Genomic DNA, 16,558 nt, shown 5'->3' with positions numbered 1-16,558 from the left:
CTCGGGTCGCCCTGCCGCTGATGCTCGGGGTCGCGCCGTTCGGCATGGTCTTCGGCGTCGCGGCGGTCGGGTCGGACGTTCCGGTAGTCGAGACTGTCGCCATGTCGGTCGTCATCTTCGCCGGGGCCTCCCAGCTCGCGGCGGTCGAACTCGTCGGCCAGAACGCGCCGGCCGCGGTGGTCGTGGCGACGGTCCTCGTCATCAACCTCCGGATGATGATGTACAGCGCCTCGATTGCGCCCCACTTCGAGCGGCTGTCGGCCCGGTGGAAGGCGCTGCTGTCGTACCTGCTCACCGACCAGGCGTACGCCGCCTCGATATTCGAGTTCGAGAACGACGACGACGTCTCCCGGAAGTGGTACTTCCTCGGGGTCGCCGGCCCGATATGGCTGATGTGGCAGGTCGCCACGGTCGCGGGCATCGCGCTCGGGTCGGGCGTCCCCGACGGCTGGCACCTCGACTTCGCCGTGCCGCTCGTCTTCCTGGCACTGGTGATTCCGGCGGTCACCGACCGCTCGACCGCCGTCGCCGCCGTGGTCGGCGGGAGCGTCGCGGTCGCGGCCGCCGGCTTCCCGTTCAACCTCGGACTGATAACCGCCGCCGTCGCGGGCATCGCCGGCGGACTCGTGACCGAGGAGGTGGGGTAGATGGCGGCCCGACTCGACGGCCCGGTGTTGTGGCTCGTCATCCTCGTCGCCGGCCTCGGCACCTACGCCATCAGGGTGTCATTCGTGGCGCTGTTCGGTCGCTTCGACGAGGTTCCCGAGGGCGTCGAGCGCGCGCTCCGGTTCGTGCCGGCGGCGGTGCTGGCCGCGCTGGTCGCGCCCGACGTCGTCGCACCCGAGGGGACGGTCGCGCTCTCGGCGTCGAATCCGCGCCCGCTGGCCGCCGCCGTCGCGGCCGCCGTCGCGTGGTACACCGGGGACGTCGCGGCGACGCTGGTCGCGGGAATGAGCGCGCTGTGGGCGGTGAGCTACCTGCTCGCGTGACCGACTCAGAGGCGGTCCCGAACGGTCAGGCCGACGGCGACCGCCACCGCGACGACGGCGAGGCCGAACGTGAGCGGGTTCGACGCCCCGTCGCCGAACCGCCAGCCGAACGCCACGTAGCCGACCAGTCCGACCAGGAACGCGAGGACGCCGACCGCCGTGCCCGCTATCGACTGTGAGCGCATAGTGGACGTGGGACCTCGGAGCACAAAGTCGTTGGTGACGTTTCAGTTCCCGCACCGCTCTCGCAGTCCCGTGGGGGCTACTCGCGCAGTTCCCGGACGCGCTCGACGTTCCACGCGAAGCCCTTGCCGTCCTCGTGGGGGGTTTCGAGGACCAGCGGCACGTCGTCGAGGTCCGGGTGGTTCACGATGGTCTCCATCCCCTCCTCGCCGATGCGTCCCTCGCCGACGTGGGCGTGTTCGTCCTTGTTGGTGCCGCAGTCGTGTTTGGAGTCGTTGAGGTGGATGCACTCCAGGTGCTCCAGCCCGACCACGTCGTCGAACTCCGCGACCGTCTCCTCGACCGCCTCGGCGCTGGAGAGGTCGTAGCCCGCCGCGAACGCGTGGGCGGTGTCGAGACAGACGTCGAGGTCCTGTGCGGAGCGGTCGAGCACCGCCGCGAGATGCTCGAAGTCGCCGCCGAGCTTGGTGCCGCTCCCGGCGTCGCTCTCGACGAGGACGGTCACGCCCTCGGGGATTTCGAGTTCGTCGAGCGCGCTCGCGGCGTTGTCGAGGCCGGCGTCGACGCCCGCGCCGGTGTGTGCGCCGAGGTGGACGTTGACGTACGGGATGTCGAGTTTGGCGGCGGCGTCGACCTCCTTCTGCATCGAGTCGATGGACTTCTTTCGGAGGTCGTTTTTGGGCGTACAGAGGTTCACGAGGTACGACGAGTGGATGACCCACGGGCCGAGGTCCTCGGTGGCCGACCCGTCGCGGAAGGCGGCGGCCTCCTCGTCGCCGACGTTCGGGTCCTGCCACACCTGCGGGGAGTGGGTGAATATCTGCCCGCAGTTGCCGCCGACCTCGACCTGGTTCTCGATGGCGTTGTCCACCCCGCCCGCGATGGAGACGTGCGCTCCGACGTTCATGTGTCCCAGCAGGGATGGCGGGGGCAAAAGGAGTTCGGAACCGGCGGAACGGAAATCGTCCGGGGCGATTCAGTCCATCCGGGAGTGGGAAGGGACCTTCGTTCAACGAGTGGGAACCGGACCGTACTTGGTCGGCGCGCGCGAGCAACGCGCGCGAGGGAGGGGCGCGTTCATGCGCCCCGAGGCTGGGGAGGCGTGAGGCTCTCGCTGTGCGGTCGCGGTCACTCATTTGTCGAGGCAGTAGCTAGCTTCGAATCGCCTTCACTTCCGGAGTTGGAACGAATCGAATCGAATCGCCTCCGGAACTGGAACGAGAAGCGAACTATCGCTTGAGCCACTGAGTACCGCACCGCGACCGCGACCCCCACAACAGCCTCCACGACCGCGATTCGCACGTCACCCCCGCCAGCCACACGCCTTATCGACGCCCGCGCCGTACCCCGCCCGTGCCAATCAGCATCGACGCCTTCGAGCGGGGGAGCGAGCGCTACTCCATCGAGGAGCGAATCGTCGCGTTCCTGCGGAACAACGACGAGCGGGCGTACAACGTCCGGGAGGTCACCGAGGCCGTGATGGAGACCGGCTGGTCGGAGGCCAACGTCGAGCGCCCGGTCGACGACGAACTGGTTGGGTGTCTCGTCGACCTCGCCACCGTGAGCGCCATCCTCGACCGACTCGTCGACCACGGTGCGCTGGAGCGGCGCGTGGTCGACGCCGGCGAGGGCGAGCGGAGCTACTACCGGACCCGGGCGACGTAGGGCCCGAGACTTACCACCGACCAAAGCGCTTTCTACCCGGAATCTGTGGCCCTACACATGGCCGACGCAACCGGACTCGACGTGGGCGAACAGGTCCAAGACGTGAGCGAGACGCTGGTCCACCCCGACGGTACCACCGAGGAGGTCTCGCTCTCGGACCTGCTCGACGAGGGGCCGGTCCTGCTCACGTTCTACACCAACGACTTCAGCCCGGACTGCGTCGAGGAGTGGTGTTCGTTCCGCGACTACGACTGGTTCGCCAGCGGCGAGACCGTCCAGGTCATCGGCGCGAGCAGGTCCCGGGCCTACACCCACGAGAAGTTCATCGACTACCTCAACCTCCAGTTCCCGCTGTTCGCCGACACCGACCTCGAACTCGCGTCGGCGTTCGACGTCGACTACCGGGTGTTCAAGCTGGTCCGGCGCTCGCGCCGGTCGTGTTTCCTGCTCGACACCGACGGCGTCGTCCGGTACGTCTGGATGAGCGAGCACTCGCTGGACCCCACCCGGGACAAGCCGCCCGTCTCGGAGATACACGAGGCCATCGCCGAGGAGTTCGGTGACGAGGGCGACGAGGCGTTCGGGTTCTAATCCCCGTCCGTGGGGTCCTCGCGGTCGCGGACCCACGCCTCGCTGGCGAACTTCGTTTCGGCCCGCTCCTCGGCGGCCGCCAGTTCCGCGTCGGTCCATCCGCCCTCCTCGGCGTCGGCCCAGTCGGCGAGCGCCTCCTCGACCGCGTCGACGGCCTCTGACCTGCTCGCGCCCGACTGCTCGCGCATCGTGGTCACGCGCTCGCGGAACTCGGCCGGGGTGGTGTCGGGGTCGGCGAACGTCGAGAGGTGGCGCTCGGGGTCGAGGTCGAACCGGAGCGAGCCGTGCTGGATGACCGCGTCCTTCCGCCGGTACTGGGCGTTGCCCGAAATCTTGCGCGCGTCGTCGCCGGCCACGACGTCGTGGGCCGGGTGGAGTTCCCGGAGGTAGCACGCGGGCTGGTGGACGGCGGGGAGTTGTTCGTCGGTGAACCGGGCGTCGACGCCGAGCCGGTCGAAGGCGTCGAAGATGGGCGCACAGAGCAGTTCGTACGTCTCCATCAGGTCGCCCGGCAGTTCGTCGGCGGGCGCGACGATGGAGTAGGAGATGTCGCCCCACTGGTCGTGGTAGATACCGCCGCCGCCCGTGGGACGCCGGGTGACCGTGACGTCCTCGCGCTCGCAGAACTCCCAGTCCACCGTGTCGGGGTCCTGTCGATAGCCCAGCGAGAGGGTACTGGGCTCCCACCGATACACCCGGACCGTCCGGGGGCCGCCGTCGGCGGCCGTCTCGGCGGCGATCTCGTCGAGTGCCATGGCGAGCGGGCCGTCCCACGACTCCTCGCGGACCAGTCGCCACTCGCGGTCGGACAGCGCCATACCCGGGGTTCGCGCGAGGGGGCCAAGTGGATTGCGGAGTGGGCGCGGATAGTATCGTAGAAGCGTTTCTCAGCCGTTCAAGCAAAACTCCGGCGGGGATTTCGGCCCGGATAGCTGTTGTAGGTGTGGTTCACACGGGCAGGGAATAGTGGCGTACGGATGTCCGAACGGTTGTAGATGCCGTCACGGTCGCGGATGCACCGGTCGTGGAACCGGGAACGAACCGCTCACGGAAGAACGCGCGTACTGACCCGCACGAAGCCGTTCGGTGACCAGTCGAACGCGCCGAACCGGCCGATCTCCCCCGATAGTCATCGAGTGGTACGGAAGTCCGACGACGAACTACTTCCCCCCAGGCCATTCAGAAATAGTATAGAAAATATAAATATTATGAGTGGAGAAATGGATATCGGATGTTCACCCCTATCCAAGCCAGTTCGTTACCGACGGTGCGACGGGCGTCCGTGTTCGCGTACTTTTACCTGCTATTGGGCGTGGTCTTCGTCGTCGATAATGCGACGACCGTCGTCGAAACCGGGTTCGGGCTCGGAGGTGCGGCGGGGATCGGTCTCGGACTGTTCAGCATCGGTGCAGGCGTCCTCGCGTACCGGAAGCCTCACGAGTTCGACGACGGGACCAGTCCCGCATCGACTTATCTGCTCGTAGCGTCGTTCGTCGTGACGGTCATCTTCGTCTACTTCATGTCGACGGTACTCTGGTGAGTCGTCGGAACGACCGTCCCAACCGGCGAGAATTCGGACGGGCCGAGACAGCGACTTCGGTCGGTGTACAAGCGCTTTCGGAACTATCACGCGCGCTGCTCGGTCGTTGCTGAAAAACGGAAATCGCGTCCCGCTCTTCTACGAACAGGTGTTGTAGCACTTCACGCAGATAGCCGAGACGGAGTAGCGAAAGAACTATTATTTTAGGCTAACCTAAACAAGGTATGGACCTGACCCGATTCGATGGGAAGCGCGGAAAGCGAACCCGAGCGTGGGCGTCGGTCTGCGTCGAGTTGTTCGGCGACGAGTCCGGTCCGGACGACGCCAGCGAGACCTGACTGCCCGACACCATCAGCATCACTCCGAACTCGACGGCGGCCAACGCGACCTGCACGGAGCCAGCGAGAACGGACCTGGTCTCCGTGAAATCGACTGGGTCAGCGGAGAGCAGTCGGCGCACCGTCGAGCGGGACATACGTACTACGTGACGTGAGCGTTCGACGGCTATCGGTTCACAGCAACTGTTTGCGATTCCGCCCCCGTGCTACCTAACGCGGGACGCGTCGTAGTTCTGTAGACTCAAGCGAGCTACCGGCACAGAGACGGGGGACTTCCGAGTGCGGTCGGTGGCCAGCCGGATATAATCGCTTCCCCAATAATGTGAAATATTCTTTATGGACAAAAGATAAATAATATTTCGGCGTACAGATATCCCCGATGGACAGTTCAATCGACAGCCCGCGTCGCGTTGGTCGCGGACGAACGACGGCGACCAACAGCCGAATCGACCGGCCCCCGGCGAGCGTCGGCTCTCGGTACCGACGAGATGGTCGGCGGATTTCGATAGTAGTGGCGAACGGGGTCGAGACACGATGACTCCTCCGTCGTGGCTTCGTCGGAGCGTCCAAATCGCACGCGTCGAACACGCCCGGAGTCGGAGACGGCCGGGACGGTCCTCGGCGTGGCGTGCCGTCCTCGCCATCGCTCTCGTCGGGCTCTCTATCGGAGGTGGCGTCGGGGCGTACGTCTTCGGGCAGTCGTTGGCCGCCAAGAGCGTCTCGGTCCCGGTTCGCGCTCTACGGACGGCGGTTGTCGCCGCCTCGGCGATGTTCCTGTGGACCGGGATTCAGGGAGCCTCCAGGCGAATCGCTCGGCTCAACGTCGACCACCTCCTGACGACTGTCCGGGTTCGCGAGGTGGTCCTCGGCATCGGAATCGTGGAGTACGCGTGGACCGTCGCTCCCCTTTCCCCGGTGGTTCTCGGAGTCGCGGCAGGGTTCGCCGTGGGCACCGGGTCACCGGCCAGCGCAGGCAGTATCGGCGTCGCCGTGGCAGGTCTCGTCGGGGTCACCACTGTACTCGGCATCGCAGTCAGCTTCGCGACGACGTTCGCGACCCTTCGCTCACCACGTCTCCGTCGCTATCGGAACTACGCCTACGTCGCCGCATTCTTGCTCGGCTTGCTCGTGTGGACGACGGTCGTTCAGGGACCCGTATCGAACGAGCGAGTCGTGGATTGGCTGCGTTCAGTGCCGTTCGCGTGGTTCGTCGACCTTGGACTGCTGGCCGCCCCGAACGCGGAGGTCGGCTTCGGTCGCGGCCTCGCTGCGCTCGGGCTGACTATCATCGGCGTTCCGGTGTTGACGGTGATCGCGACGGGATTCGCCGACCGCGCGTTGACTACCGATTCCGTGAGCACGACCGCAGTGCATCGCTCGCGCCCGCTGGTCGGCAACGGACTGGCCGAGTACGCGTTCGCCGGCTGGGTCCCGCGACCGGCGCTGACGGTCGCGCGGAAGCGATGGACGCAGGAGCGACGCTTGCCGCGCGGACTCCTCTACCAGGGGTTCGTACTCCTCGTCGGTCCCGTGGTCTACCTTCCGATACTCGCGACCGGAGCGGTACCGGCCATCTCGGTCGTCGCACTCGCCTCGCTGTGCGCGGTCGGGGCCGTCCTCGCCTTCGGCGTCGATTGCCTCGGGGCAGAATACGCCTCGCTGCCGATGACGCTGACGACGGTGCCGGGTCGTAGATTCGTTCAGGGGACGGTGCTGGCGGCGACCACGGTGAGCACACCGATTACGTTCATCGCAGTGGTGGGAATCGGGGTCTGGAGCCCGCTGAGTCGGATAGAGTTGGTTCTGACCGCACTCGCTGGCGTGGCGCTCTCGGTGGCCGGCGTCCTGTTCGTAGTCGCACTCGGACTGCGGGTCTCGTATTACGACTTCCAGCCGATATCGATTCCGTTCACCGACATGACAGTTCACACGGATAGAAACGTCTCCTTCCGACTGGTCGCAGTGTTGGTGTTGGTCGGCCTGCTCGTTCTCCCGGCGACCGTCACGTACGGGATGGCGTTCGTCGGGGGAACGAGAGCGCCGGCGGTCACTGCCGGGGCCGGTTCGCTCCTTGTGACAGTTCTGCTCGCCGCTGGCGTCTCGTTGCTCGCGTACCGTCGAAGCGTCCGAGCGTACGAGCAGTACGCGCTCCCCTGACCCCATTATTTCAAATCAACGTACCAATAGGTAAAAGAGACTGGCGCGGGACGTGTCAAACGTGACTAACAACCCAGCGATTAGCACTGACCAACTCACGAAGGAGTACGGTGAGACGACGGCCGTCGCGGACCTCGACCTCGAAGTCGCGACCGGAACGGTTTACGGGTTCCTGGGACCGAACGGTGCGGGCAAGACGACGACGATTCGAATGCTAACGTCGCTCACCCGACCGACGAGTGGCACGGGACGAATCGTTGGCGAGCCGATCACCGAGCGGGAGACCGCGATTCGACACGTCGGGTATCTCCCCGAATCACCCCCTATCTACGACGAGTTGACGGCACGTGAGCAGCTCGAATACCACGGCGGGCTCCGGGACATGGACGCCGCCGACATCGAACAACGCACTGGGGAGTTGCTCGACCGCTTCGACCTCGCGGACGACGCCGACAGCCGCATCTCGACCTACTCGAAAGGGATGCGACAGAAGACGGGGTTGATTCAGGCGTTGCTGCACGACCCGGACGTACTCATCCTCGACGAACCGACGAGTGGGCTCGACCCCCGGGCCGCTCGGACGGTCAGGGAAACCATCACCGAACTGGCAGCCGACGACGCGACCGTTTTCCTGTCGACACACATCCTTCCCGTCGTCGAGGAACTCGCTACGGAGGTCGGCATCCTCTACGAGGGCCAAATGGTCGCCGAAGGGCCCCCAGAGACCCTCAAAGATCGGATGGAAACCGGCGGAGAGAGCACGTTGGAGGACGTCTTCTTCGAGGTCACGACCGAGACCGCACGAACGGAAGGGTGACGCTGTCGTCGCTGCGGGGGTTCTGGCTGGACGAAAAATTCCGGACGGAAAGACCCGATTCCGGAACGCAAGCCGCGGGGGTGGTCGGTGGCGAGCGAACAGTTACCAGAACTGTTCGATGCCACACTTCCCGGCACAGACGGTCGCAGTACCGCCGATACAGACGGCACACGGCGAACAGGTGGGGGCCGAAGGAGCCCCGACACAGACCGAACACGGAGTACTACAGAAAGTACCCCACGTGATACAGTTCGCCCAACAGTCGATTGCGGACTCCGTCGTGGTGGGTCCGTCGGACCCGCCCGAGAAACTGTAGACCGAGGCGAGGCCACCGTCCGCGCTGATCTCGGCCATGAGCAACGTCTCCGTTCCGTCGCCGAGCTCGGCAGGAACGAACACGCGCCTGACACCCGACGTTTCGTCCACGTGAGCCGCGGCTTCGTCGACGTTCACCGAGTCGACGTTACCGCTTTCGAGTGCTTGCTCCCAGTCGCGAGTGGCCTCCAGCGCCCGGAGCGCTTCGGCGGTGACCGCCTCGCCCATCCGAAGTCGCTCGACGAAGACGCCGTCGTCCCGGCTCTCGGTTCTGACGAGTTCGGTCTCGTCGAGTTTGATTTCAGCGATGCTGTTCTCGTCGTTGTACGCGAGGTACTCGGCCGCGTCGCCCGCAACGGGGACTTCGAGCCAGAGACTCCGGTTAACCGTCTGGCCCGTCGCGTCGCCCGTTTGGAGGGACTCGACGCGGAGACCCGCCGTCTCCAGCGCGACCGCGATCTCCTCGGTTTCGAGAGCGGCTTCGACCTCGGATTCCGAAACGTCTCCGCCGTCCGCCTGTGCGGACCCGAACCCGAAGGCACTCGTTCCTGCTGCCACACCGATACCCTTGAGCAGCTTTCTCCGGTTGACATCTGTCATGGTTTCACCGCGACTCTCCGTTGACCCCCATATATATTCACTCTTTTCAACTATAAAATTATATTATCATCGTGAGTGGCGAGAATCTCCTACCCCTACGAATCGTTCGCACGCCCAGCCCAGATTCGCACGCTCGTCCCCTCAACCGCCAAAATTATATGTTTTAATGTGTTTTTTCTAATTATATGGATATAGAAGTAAACGAGCTCGTCACGCTCATCGAGCGACGGCAAAGCTGTCTACAGACGCTTGCGACCACGCCCGAGTCGAAACAGGAACTCGTTGATACCCTCGAGAGGCCACGCTCCACCCTCGACGATATCGTCCGAGAGCTCGAACGGAGTAATCTCGTGGAGTACGAGGACGGGAAGTGGCATCTAACCGACCTCGGACGACAGGCGCTCGAGCTCCACGTCGACTACAAAAACCGGCTCAGGAGCCTAATCGAGGCTGCACCCATCATCGATGAACTCCCCCGTGACACCGCTGTCGGGTGTCGCTTTCTCATCGGCGCGGACGTTCACGTCGCATCGACGCCGGTTCCCGACGACGTGATTCGAGTGGTTCTCGACGCTATCGAGTCCGCGCGTCGCATCCGGGGCTTCACCCCCATCGCGATGGCCGGTCACGCCGAGGCGTTCTACGACCACGTGACGTCAAAAGACGAGTGCCAGCTAGACGTCGTTGTCCCGACGGACGTAATCGGGCGACTGCGCGACCTGTATCCGGAGGGGACCGAGAGAGCCACGTCGGACGACCGGACCACGTTCTACGTTGGGGAGGTTCCGACGTCGTTCTCGCTGTGGATCGCGGACGACGAACACGCTGGCATAATCGTCTATACTAAACGAGGCATTCAGGGCGTTCTGGTCAACGATGCGGCCGACGCGGTCTCGTGGGCGACCGAACAGTACGACCGCGTCCAGGAGGACGCGAACCGAGTCTCCCATCCCGACACAGATGAGAGTGATACCACAGATGCCGGGTAGACCCTGTTGTCGTCATTTGGCGTGCGTGACTGACACCGTTCGGGCAACAGTCGAACACGCGCGGCGTAGAAACCACCGAATGAGCGGCGGGAAAACCAGGCGCGCGCGTCGGCGGCAGTACCCGTTCTACGTCTGAACACGTTCCGGGCTGACCGGGCTATTTCATATCGCGATTATCGGTTTATCGGGTCGTTTCAGCCGGCGGGACGCGGGACTTTTACCGACCGGCCGACTACGAGCAGTCGATGGTCCAGAACGTCGCGGGCATGCTGGCCGAACTGGAGCCCGAGGACTTCCACCTGCTGTCGGGGGTCGAGCAGGGGATGCGCTTCTCGGAGTGGGTCGCCCGCGAGAAGCTGCCGGAGTTCTCGCGGCTCACGGCCGAGGAGGTCGACTACCGGCTCGACAGGTGTCTCGACCGCGACCTGATAGAGCGCAAGACGATACAGTACGAGGGCTACCGGCTCGCGTTCGAGGGCTACGACGCGCTGGCGCTCCACTCGTTCGTCGAGCGCGACACGCTGGAGGGGTTCGGCGCGCCGCTGGGCGTCGGCAAGGAGAGCGACGTCTACGAGGTCCAGTCGTACAAGCCGCTGGCGCTCAAGTACCACCGCGAGGGGTACACCAACTTCCGCGAGGTGATGAAAGAGCGCGACTACACGTCCGACCGCGAACACGTCTCGTGGCTCTACACCGCCCGGAAGGCGGCCGAGCGCGAGTACGACGCGCTCGAAACCCTCTACCCGGACGTATCTGTTCCACAGCCCGTCGACCACAACCGCCACGCCATCGTGATGGAGAAGATCGGGGGCGTGGAGCTCTCGCGGACGAAGCTCGAAGACGAGCAGGTCGTTCCCGTTCTCGACCTCGTGCTCCGGGAGATGGCCGACGCCTACGACGCGGGGTACGTCCACGCCGACATGAGCGAGTACAACGTGTTCGTGAGCGAGGACGGCATCACCATCTTCGACTGGCCACAGGCCACGCCGACCGACCACGAGAACGCCGAGGAGTTGCTCGAACGCGACGTCGAGAACGTGGTCGGCTACTTCCGGCGCAAGTACCCCCGGCTGGTCGGTGACGGGGTCGACGCCGCCACGCTCGCCGAGGACCTCGCGGACGGTGCGTTCACGTCCCTGACGGCGTACGGCCCGCCGTCCGACGGATAACGCTCCGAGGGTCGTATCGGGCGGGCCGACCACAACCCTCAAAGCGACAACTTTTTAATTTTTTCCGTCGTTACTGTAAGACGATGTCCCTAGTTGATATCATAGTAACTGGTGGACTGGTCGTTGCAGGGCTCTCCATCGTCGGGATATGGGTTACGAACTGGGCGACGGAACCGACCGAGCGAATCCGATGGACGCTGGTCGTTCTGGTCCTGGGACTCGGCGCGATTACGTTCGCGCCGACCACGCCGTACGGACTGTCACCCCGCATCACCGGCCTACTGCTCGCCGTTCAAGCGCTCCTGTTGATTGGGGCCGTCGCTATCGGCTACGCGTAGTACATTTCTAATTTATATGTTATAATATTTATCTAGTGGACAGTTAGAAAATAATAAACCGCTCGTGGCGGTCGTTAGATACATGCCCGAGGACGGCAACTCACGAGAGTTCGATCGCCGAACGGTACTGCAGACGCTCGGAATCTCCGGGACCGGAGTCGGGGCGCTCGCGTCCGTGGTGAAACCGGCCGTAGCGGACGAGTCGGACGTCGATATCTCCGACACCACGCTCGGAGCCGAGAAGGCACGCAGGTTGTACGGCCGCGTTCAGGACTCGTCCAATTATCGCAGCCTCGCGACCGACCTCCGCGGGAACGGATTCAGTCCGCGACCGGACGCGGTCGAAGCCCAAAAGCGGGTCCTCGACACCGACAGCCTCCGACAGACGTCGGTACTCCTTCGAATCCCCTTCGACGGACCGGGGCGCAAGCGGGCCGACGCGTACGTCCTGTTCCCAAAAGGGGACGACGTCAGCGTCGTCGGAGTGATTCGAGACGGTGACGAAGTGGTCGAACGGTACGTCTCCGACGAAGCCAACGGGGACGCGGTGAAGAGATTCGCTCCGGACGACGAGGTCGAGAAGGACGGATACGAGGACATCCTCACGGGGTGTGGCGGCCCGTACAACATCGCCGACATCTGCTGGATTCTCGACCTGCTCGCGCTCGCCGGGAGTCTGGCGGTGCAACTCGTGCCGGTTCCCGGCGACGAAGCGGCGACGTTGGGCACGGTCGCGGAAATCCTGACCGGCAGTTGCGTGGTCATCGAGACCATCAACAGGCTCACCGACGAGTGCAACGTCAACGAGGTCTACATGTGCCACGTCGGGACCGCGCTATACGTGAAACCCGCGTGTACGTGGGACGACCCCTGAGAGGTCAGAACACCAGCGATAGCACCGCCAACACGAGGAAGACGACCACCAGCCACTTGGCGACGTCCATCGACAGCCCAGCGACCCCGCCGGCCCCGAGCGCGCCGGCGATCACCGCCAGCACGAAGAACGCGATGGCGAGTTCGAGAACCGCCATGCTATCGCCCTCCACGGGGTCGCGTCGCTCGGTCGAACTCGACCCGGCCGGTCCGCACTCGGTCGTGTACCATGTCCGGGCGTAGGACGCGGAGGCTCTTTGTTATCTGGCCACTAATCGCGGCTCGGTTGAATGCGGCCGGCTCGAACCGAACGAAACGGTCCGGAACCGTCGGCGGCACGCTCTCGGCTCGCACGGCCTCGCCGGAAGACGAAGCCCTTAAGCACGAACGACGAGAAATCGCAGACAACTCGCTGGCGGACGGGCACCAGCGGGCACCTGTGGGTCGCGTTCGGCCTGACCGAACGCGACCGCAGGACGGGATGTGGCCCGCGAGGGCGGCGCGTCGCGTCGGTCCTCGCGAGCTGAACCACCAATCGCCCGTGGTGAGACACCATGGCAAAGAGCTTCTACTCACACATCAAGGACGCGTGGAAAGACCCGGACGACGGCGACCTCGCCGAACTCCAGTGGCAACGAAAGCAAGAGTGGCGCGACCAGGGAGCCATCGAGCGCGTCGAGCGCCCGACCCGGCTCGACAAGGCCCGCGAACTCGGCTACAAGGCCAAGCAGGGCGTCGTGGTCGCTCGCGTGAGCGTCCGCAAGGGCTCGGCCCGCAAGCAGCGGTTCACGGCCGGCCGGCGCACCAAGCGCCAGGGCGTCAACCGCATCTATCGGCGCAAGAACCTCCAGCGCATCGGCGAGGAGCGCGCCGCCCGGAAGTACCGCAACCTGCGCGTGCTCAACTCCTACTGGGTCGGCGAGGACGGCAGCCAGAAGTGGTTCGAGGTCATCCTGCTCGACCCCGAACACGGGGCCATCCAGAACGACGACGACCTGAACTGGATTTGCGACGACGACCACGAGGGCCGCGCGTTCCGCGGCCTGACCAGCGCCGGCCAGAGCAACCGCGGCCTCCAGCAGAAGGGCAAGGGCACCGAGCACAACCGCCCGAGCAACAACGGCGGTCAGGGTCGCGCGAAGTAACGACTCCGTCGCTCGTTGCGGACCGTCGCGATTTCCAATAGTTCAATCGTAACTCCAGTGGCGGTTGCTGATGCGGTAGCGGTTGCTGTCGCCGCGGCGGTTGCGGATGCGGTCGCGGTTGCGGATGCGGTCGGGGTTCTCATTGGCTCAAGCAGAGTGGCGGTTGCTGTCGTCGTGGCGGTTGCGGATGCGGATGCGGTTGCGGATGCGGTGGCGGTTCTCATTGGCTCAAGCAGAGGAGCGGTTGCTGTCGCCGTGGTGGTCGCCATCGCGGGTGCGATACGGACGGGTACGCGTATCCGGTGCACCATCGCAACTGGCCCAACGACCGCGACCGCCACCGCACCAGCGACCGCAACTCCACCACCAACCGCCACTACGCTTGAACCTATGAGAACCGCGACCGCCACCGCACCAGCGACCGCCACCGCACCAGCGACCGCGACCCCACCACCAACAGCCACTACGCTTGAACCTATGAGAACCGCGACCGCCACCGCACCAGCGACCGCCACCGCACCAGCGACTGCATCACCAACCGCCACTACGCTTGAACCTGTGAGAACTGCGACCGCCACCGCACCAGCGACCGCCACCGCACCGCGAACCGCGACTGCGACCGCGAACTTATATCGGGGAACGCCCTACGCCCGGACATGACGCTCTCGCTCGACGCGACCCAACTCGACCGCTATTCGCGCCACGTCATCATGGACGAGGTGGGTCCCGAGGGCCAGCAAGCCCTGCTCGACGCCGCAGTATTGGTGGTCGGCGCGGGCGGACTCGGGTCGCCGGCGATCCAGTACCTCGCGGCCGCGGGCGTGGGGCGGCTCGGCGTCGCCGACGACGACGAGGTGGAGCTGAGCAACCTCCAGCGCCAGATCATCCACGGCAACGACGACGTCGGGCGGCCGAAGGTCGAGTCGGCGGCCGAGTTCGTCGCCGACCTCAACCCCGACGTGGACGTGCGGACCCACGAGCTGCGGGTCGAACCCGACAACGTCGAGGCCCTCGTCGCCGACTACGACTTCGTGGTCGACGCCACCGACAACTTCCGGACGCGCTACCTCGTCAACGACGCCTGCACGCTGGCGGGCGTCCCGTTCTCCCACGGCGCGATCTACAAGTTCGAGGGGCAGGTCACGACGTTCACCACCGAGGGGCCGTGCTACCGGTGTCTGTTCCCCGAAGCGCCCCCGGAGGGGATGGTGGCGGATTGTGCGAGTACGGGCGTGCTGGGCGTCCTGCCCGGCACGGTCGGTTGCATCCAGGCCACCGAGGCCGTCAAGCACCTGCTGGGCGCTGGCGAGTCCCTCGACGGCCGGATGGTGTTCTACGACGCGATGGCGATGAGCTTCGAGGAAGTCGAGTTCCGGCCGAATCCGGAGTGTCCCATCTGTGGCGACGACCCCATCGACTCGCTGGCGGCCGTCGAGTACGCCGAGGAGTCGTGTCCCGTGCGCGGGGAGTGACCGTCCGGCGGCACTCACCGGCCGCCGAACGCCTGCGGCATGAACCGGAAGTGGCGGGCGTACTCGCCCCACTCCTCGCGGACCCCGAGCGCGTACGTCGCCAGCGGCTGGTTCCGGACCAGTTCGAGTTCGGCGACGCGCACCCGGGTCGTCTCCGGGAGCGCGTCGAACGACCTGGTGGTCCGGTCCGTCGTGAGCGACGTGCCGTCGGGCTCGAACGTCGGGCGACCGTCGGTCGTCACGACGCGACCGGACTGGAACCGGAGCCAGATCTCGTACTCGCCGAACGGCTCGGTGTCGGTCGGCGGGCTCTCGCGCGTCACCTGCGCCTTGAATCGGAGGCCGTCGGCCGGCGCGCCGGGGCCCCGCCAGAGGTAGCCGTCGGCCGAGAACTTGAGCGCCTTCGACCGCGTGACGCCGCCGTTGAGCCGGAACTTGCCCCAGCGGTACGTCGTCCCGTTGACGTCGTGGCCGGTCAGCGTGCCCGAAAACGAGACGACCGTGTCGTACTGGAACGGCAGCGACGTGTGGAACGCGCGGTCGCGGACCGACCGCATCGACGGCTCGTCGGGTTCGTCGGCCTCGCCGGCCCAGTTTTTGGACGCACTCTCCTTGGGGTCGACCCAAGCACCCATAGTTGAGTGTTACCGTATCAGATACAAAAACGTACGCTCCATTATCGCGCGTGAAATCCTCGGCCGGTCGCCCGTCGATAGTCGGCCCGGGCGGGCGATTCCCCGAGGCTGGGAATCACGTCCCATTTATATGGGCGCTCCGCACGTCGCTTCGACTGGAGGCGAGCGACGATGGCCACTAACGACATCAAGACCCGAGTCAACGAGTTCGAGAGCACGGTCGGCGGGTTGACCGTCCACGGCAAGGCCCACAGCCTGAGCGCGTGGTTCGTGCTGGCGCTCCGGCTCATGATGGGGTACGCGTTCCTCTACTCGGGCTGGGACAAGATCACCGCCGCCGAACCGTTTAGCGCGACCGGCTACCTCACCAACGCGGTGCCGGCCGCGAGTCCGCTGTCGGGCGTGTTCGAGTGGATGGGGACGACCCCGTGGTTCGCCGACTTCCTCGCGGTCGCCGTCCCGTGGGGTGAGCTCCTCATCGGGCTGGCCCTGCTCGTGGGCTTCGTGACCCGCCTCGCCGCGTTCTGGGGCGGGTTCATGATGCTGATGTTCTACTTCGGGAACTGGGAGATGGCCCACGGCCCCATCAACGGGGACTTCGCGTACATGCTCGTGTTCCTGTCGGTGGCGGCGTTCGGCGCGGGCCGCATCCTCGGACTGGACGCCGTCATCGAGGAGTACGACCTCGGCGGCGAGACGCTGGTCGAGCGCTACCCGAGGCTGCGCTACGTCCTCGGCTGAA

At 65.3% G+C, this 16,558-nt stretch carries 20 protein-coding genes; 14 read left to right on the top strand and 6 right to left on the bottom strand.

Features of this window, described 5'->3' with window-relative positions; genetic code table 11:
- Positions 1-20: 20 nt before the first annotated feature.
- On the top strand, positions 21-647 hold the full coding sequence (locus tag EPL03_RS03215; RefSeq protein ID WP_135828571.1) for an AzlC family ABC transporter permease: 627 nt from the start codon (positions 21-23) through the stop codon (positions 645-647).
- Positions 648-989, top strand: a complete 342-nt coding sequence (locus tag EPL03_RS03210) for an AzlD domain-containing protein (protein ID WP_135827891.1) — start codon at positions 648-650, stop codon at positions 987-989.
- 5 nt (positions 990-994) lie between these two features.
- Here the strand turns inward: EPL03_RS03210 and EPL03_RS03205 are convergent, their stop codons facing one another.
- Positions 995-1,174 (bottom strand): hypothetical protein, encoded by a 180-nt coding sequence (locus EPL03_RS03205; protein ID WP_135827890.1) that lies wholly within the window; start codon positions 1,172-1,174, stop codon positions 995-997.
- A 77-nt stretch (positions 1,175-1,251) separates the two neighbouring features.
- Entirely contained in the window at positions 1,252-2,079 is an 828-nt protein-coding gene (locus tag EPL03_RS03200; RefSeq protein ID WP_135827889.1) for a deoxyribonuclease IV, read from the bottom strand.
- Positions 2,080-2,525: 446 nt separating this feature from the next.
- On the opposite strand from EPL03_RS03200, the gene EPL03_RS03195 reads away from it, so the two are divergent.
- The gene (locus EPL03_RS03195) at positions 2,526-2,837 is read left to right on the top strand and encodes a hypothetical protein (RefSeq protein ID WP_135827888.1); all 312 of its coding nucleotides are present in this window, start codon (positions 2,526-2,528) and stop codon (positions 2,835-2,837) included.
- A gap of 57 nt (positions 2,838-2,894) precedes the next feature.
- The gene (locus tag EPL03_RS03190) at positions 2,895-3,428 is read left to right on the top strand and encodes a peroxiredoxin (protein WP_135827887.1); all 534 of its coding nucleotides are present in this window, start codon (positions 2,895-2,897) and stop codon (positions 3,426-3,428) included.
- On the opposite strand, the gene EPL03_RS03185 is transcribed toward EPL03_RS03190, so the two are convergent.
- Positions 3,425-4,246 (bottom strand): lipoate--protein ligase family protein, encoded by an 822-nt coding sequence (locus tag EPL03_RS03185; RefSeq protein WP_135827886.1) that lies wholly within the window; start codon positions 4,244-4,246, stop codon positions 3,425-3,427. The two genes, EPL03_RS03190 and EPL03_RS03185, sit on opposite strands and share 4 nt — an antisense overlap.
- A gap of 464 nt (positions 4,247-4,710) precedes the next feature.
- On the opposite strand from EPL03_RS03185, the gene EPL03_RS03180 reads away from it, so the two are divergent.
- The 3 genes from EPL03_RS03180 (at position 4,711) to EPL03_RS03170 (ending at position 8,280) form a co-directional block, all read left to right on the top strand.
- Positions 4,711-4,968 (top strand): hypothetical protein, encoded by a 258-nt coding sequence (locus tag EPL03_RS03180; protein WP_135827885.1) that lies wholly within the window; start codon positions 4,711-4,713, stop codon positions 4,966-4,968.
- A gap of 872 nt (positions 4,969-5,840) precedes the next feature.
- Positions 5,841-7,463, top strand: a complete 1,623-nt coding sequence (locus EPL03_RS03175; protein WP_135827884.1) for a hypothetical protein — start codon at positions 5,841-5,843, stop codon at positions 7,461-7,463.
- 61 nt (positions 7,464-7,524) lie between these two features.
- Positions 7,525-8,280, top strand: coding sequence for an ABC transporter ATP-binding protein (locus EPL03_RS03170; RefSeq protein WP_135827883.1), 756 nt, complete (start codon positions 7,525-7,527; stop codon positions 8,278-8,280).
- A gap of 102 nt (positions 8,281-8,382) precedes the next feature.
- Here the strand turns inward: EPL03_RS03170 and EPL03_RS20275 are convergent, their stop codons facing one another.
- Entirely contained in the window at positions 8,383-9,195 is an 813-nt protein-coding gene (locus EPL03_RS20275; protein ID WP_210424888.1) for a hypothetical protein, read from the bottom strand.
- 185 nt (positions 9,196-9,380) lie between these two features.
- Here EPL03_RS20275 and EPL03_RS03160 point away from each other — a divergent pair, with 185 nt between their 5' ends.
- From EPL03_RS03160 to EPL03_RS03145, 4 genes are all read left to right on the top strand, one after another.
- Complete coding sequence (locus EPL03_RS03160) at positions 9,381-10,184, top strand: helix-turn-helix transcriptional regulator (RefSeq protein WP_135827882.1); 804 nt, start codon at positions 9,381-9,383, stop codon at positions 10,182-10,184.
- A 245-nt stretch (positions 10,185-10,429) separates the two neighbouring features.
- The gene (locus EPL03_RS03155; protein ID WP_135827881.1) at positions 10,430-11,353 is read left to right on the top strand and encodes a serine/threonine-protein kinase RIO2; all 924 of its coding nucleotides are present in this window, start codon (positions 10,430-10,432) and stop codon (positions 11,351-11,353) included.
- 83 nt (positions 11,354-11,436) lie between these two features.
- Positions 11,437-11,691 (top strand): hypothetical protein, encoded by a 255-nt coding sequence (locus EPL03_RS03150; protein WP_135827880.1) that lies wholly within the window; start codon positions 11,437-11,439, stop codon positions 11,689-11,691.
- A gap of 82 nt (positions 11,692-11,773) precedes the next feature.
- The gene (locus tag EPL03_RS03145) at positions 11,774-12,565 is read left to right on the top strand and encodes a hypothetical protein (RefSeq protein ID WP_135827879.1); all 792 of its coding nucleotides are present in this window, start codon (positions 11,774-11,776) and stop codon (positions 12,563-12,565) included.
- Positions 12,566-12,569: 4 nt separating this feature from the next.
- On the opposite strand, the gene EPL03_RS03140 is transcribed toward EPL03_RS03145, so the two are convergent.
- Positions 12,570-12,722 (bottom strand): DUF1328 family protein, encoded by a 153-nt coding sequence (locus EPL03_RS03140; RefSeq protein ID WP_135827878.1) that lies wholly within the window; start codon positions 12,720-12,722, stop codon positions 12,570-12,572.
- 396 nt (positions 12,723-13,118) lie between these two features.
- Between EPL03_RS03140 and EPL03_RS03135 the strand changes: the two genes are divergently transcribed.
- A complete protein-coding gene (locus tag EPL03_RS03135) occupies positions 13,119-13,709 on the top strand; it encodes a 50S ribosomal protein L15e (RefSeq protein ID WP_135827877.1) in 591 nt (196 codons plus the stop codon).
- Positions 13,710-14,365: 656 nt separating this feature from the next.
- Positions 14,366-15,181 carry an SAMP-activating enzyme E1 gene (gene ubaA, locus EPL03_RS03125; protein ID WP_135827876.1) on the top strand — a complete coding sequence of 272 codons (816 nt, stop codon included), beginning with the start codon at positions 14,366-14,368 and terminating at the stop codon, positions 15,179-15,181.
- 14 nt (positions 15,182-15,195) lie between these two features.
- Here ubaA and EPL03_RS03120 read toward each other — a convergent pair whose 3' ends face one another.
- Positions 15,196-15,816, bottom strand: a complete 621-nt coding sequence (locus tag EPL03_RS03120; RefSeq protein WP_135827875.1) for a hypothetical protein — start codon at positions 15,814-15,816, stop codon at positions 15,196-15,198.
- Positions 15,817-15,987: 171 nt separating this feature from the next.
- Between EPL03_RS03120 and EPL03_RS03115 the strand changes: the two genes are divergently transcribed.
- Complete coding sequence (locus EPL03_RS03115) at positions 15,988-16,557, top strand: DoxX family protein (protein ID WP_135827874.1); 570 nt, start codon at positions 15,988-15,990, stop codon at positions 16,555-16,557.
- Position 16,558 lies beyond the last annotated feature (1 nt).

Origin of the sequence: Halorussus halobius (assembly GCF_004765805.1) — an archaeon.
GTDB lineage: Archaea > Halobacteriota > Halobacteria > Halobacteriales > Haladaptataceae > Halorussus > Halorussus halobius.
Note: the sequence above shows the minus strand (reverse complement) of the source record. Positions and strands in the feature narration are given on the sequence as shown.

Excerpts from the sequence above, each read along its gene's own strand:
- EPL03_RS03215 (WP_135828571.1), top strand. The coding sequence starts at position 21 with ATGCTCGGGGTCGCGCCGTTCGGCATGGTCTTCGGCGTCGCGGCGGTC.
- EPL03_RS03210 (WP_135827891.1), top strand. The coding sequence starts at position 648 with ATGGCGGCCCGACTCGACGGCCCGGTGTTGTGGCTCGTCATCCTCGTC.
- EPL03_RS03205 (WP_135827890.1), bottom strand. The coding sequence starts at position 1,174 with ATGCGCTCACAGTCGATAGCGGGCACGGCGGTCGGCGTCCTCGCGTTC.
- EPL03_RS03200 (WP_135827889.1), bottom strand. The coding sequence starts at position 2,079 with ATGAACGTCGGAGCGCACGTCTCCATCGCGGGCGGGGTGGACAACGCC.
- EPL03_RS03190 (WP_135827887.1), top strand. The coding sequence starts at position 2,895 with ATGGCCGACGCAACCGGACTCGACGTGGGCGAACAGGTCCAAGACGTG.
- EPL03_RS03185 (WP_135827886.1), bottom strand. The coding sequence starts at position 4,246 with ATGGCGCTGTCCGACCGCGAGTGGCGACTGGTCCGCGAGGAGTCGTGG.
- EPL03_RS03175 (WP_135827884.1), top strand. The coding sequence starts at position 5,841 with ATGACTCCTCCGTCGTGGCTTCGTCGGAGCGTCCAAATCGCACGCGTC.
- EPL03_RS20275 (WP_210424888.1), bottom strand. The coding sequence starts at position 9,195 with ATGACAGATGTCAACCGGAGAAAGCTGCTCAAGGGTATCGGTGTGGCA.
- EPL03_RS03160 (WP_135827882.1), top strand. The coding sequence starts at position 9,381 with ATGGATATAGAAGTAAACGAGCTCGTCACGCTCATCGAGCGACGGCAA.
- EPL03_RS03155 (WP_135827881.1), top strand. The coding sequence starts at position 10,430 with ATGGTCCAGAACGTCGCGGGCATGCTGGCCGAACTGGAGCCCGAGGAC.
- EPL03_RS03150 (WP_135827880.1), top strand. The coding sequence starts at position 11,437 with ATGTCCCTAGTTGATATCATAGTAACTGGTGGACTGGTCGTTGCAGGG.
- EPL03_RS03145 (WP_135827879.1), top strand. The coding sequence starts at position 11,774 with ATGCCCGAGGACGGCAACTCACGAGAGTTCGATCGCCGAACGGTACTG.
- EPL03_RS03140 (WP_135827878.1), bottom strand. The coding sequence starts at position 12,722 with ATGGCGGTTCTCGAACTCGCCATCGCGTTCTTCGTGCTGGCGGTGATC.
- EPL03_RS03135 (WP_135827877.1), top strand. The coding sequence starts at position 13,119 with ATGGCAAAGAGCTTCTACTCACACATCAAGGACGCGTGGAAAGACCCG.
- ubaA (WP_135827876.1), top strand. The coding sequence starts at position 14,366 with ATGACGCTCTCGCTCGACGCGACCCAACTCGACCGCTATTCGCGCCAC.
- EPL03_RS03120 (WP_135827875.1), bottom strand. The coding sequence starts at position 15,816 with ATGGGTGCTTGGGTCGACCCCAAGGAGAGTGCGTCCAAAAACTGGGCC.
- EPL03_RS03115 (WP_135827874.1), top strand. The coding sequence starts at position 15,988 with ATGGCCACTAACGACATCAAGACCCGAGTCAACGAGTTCGAGAGCACG.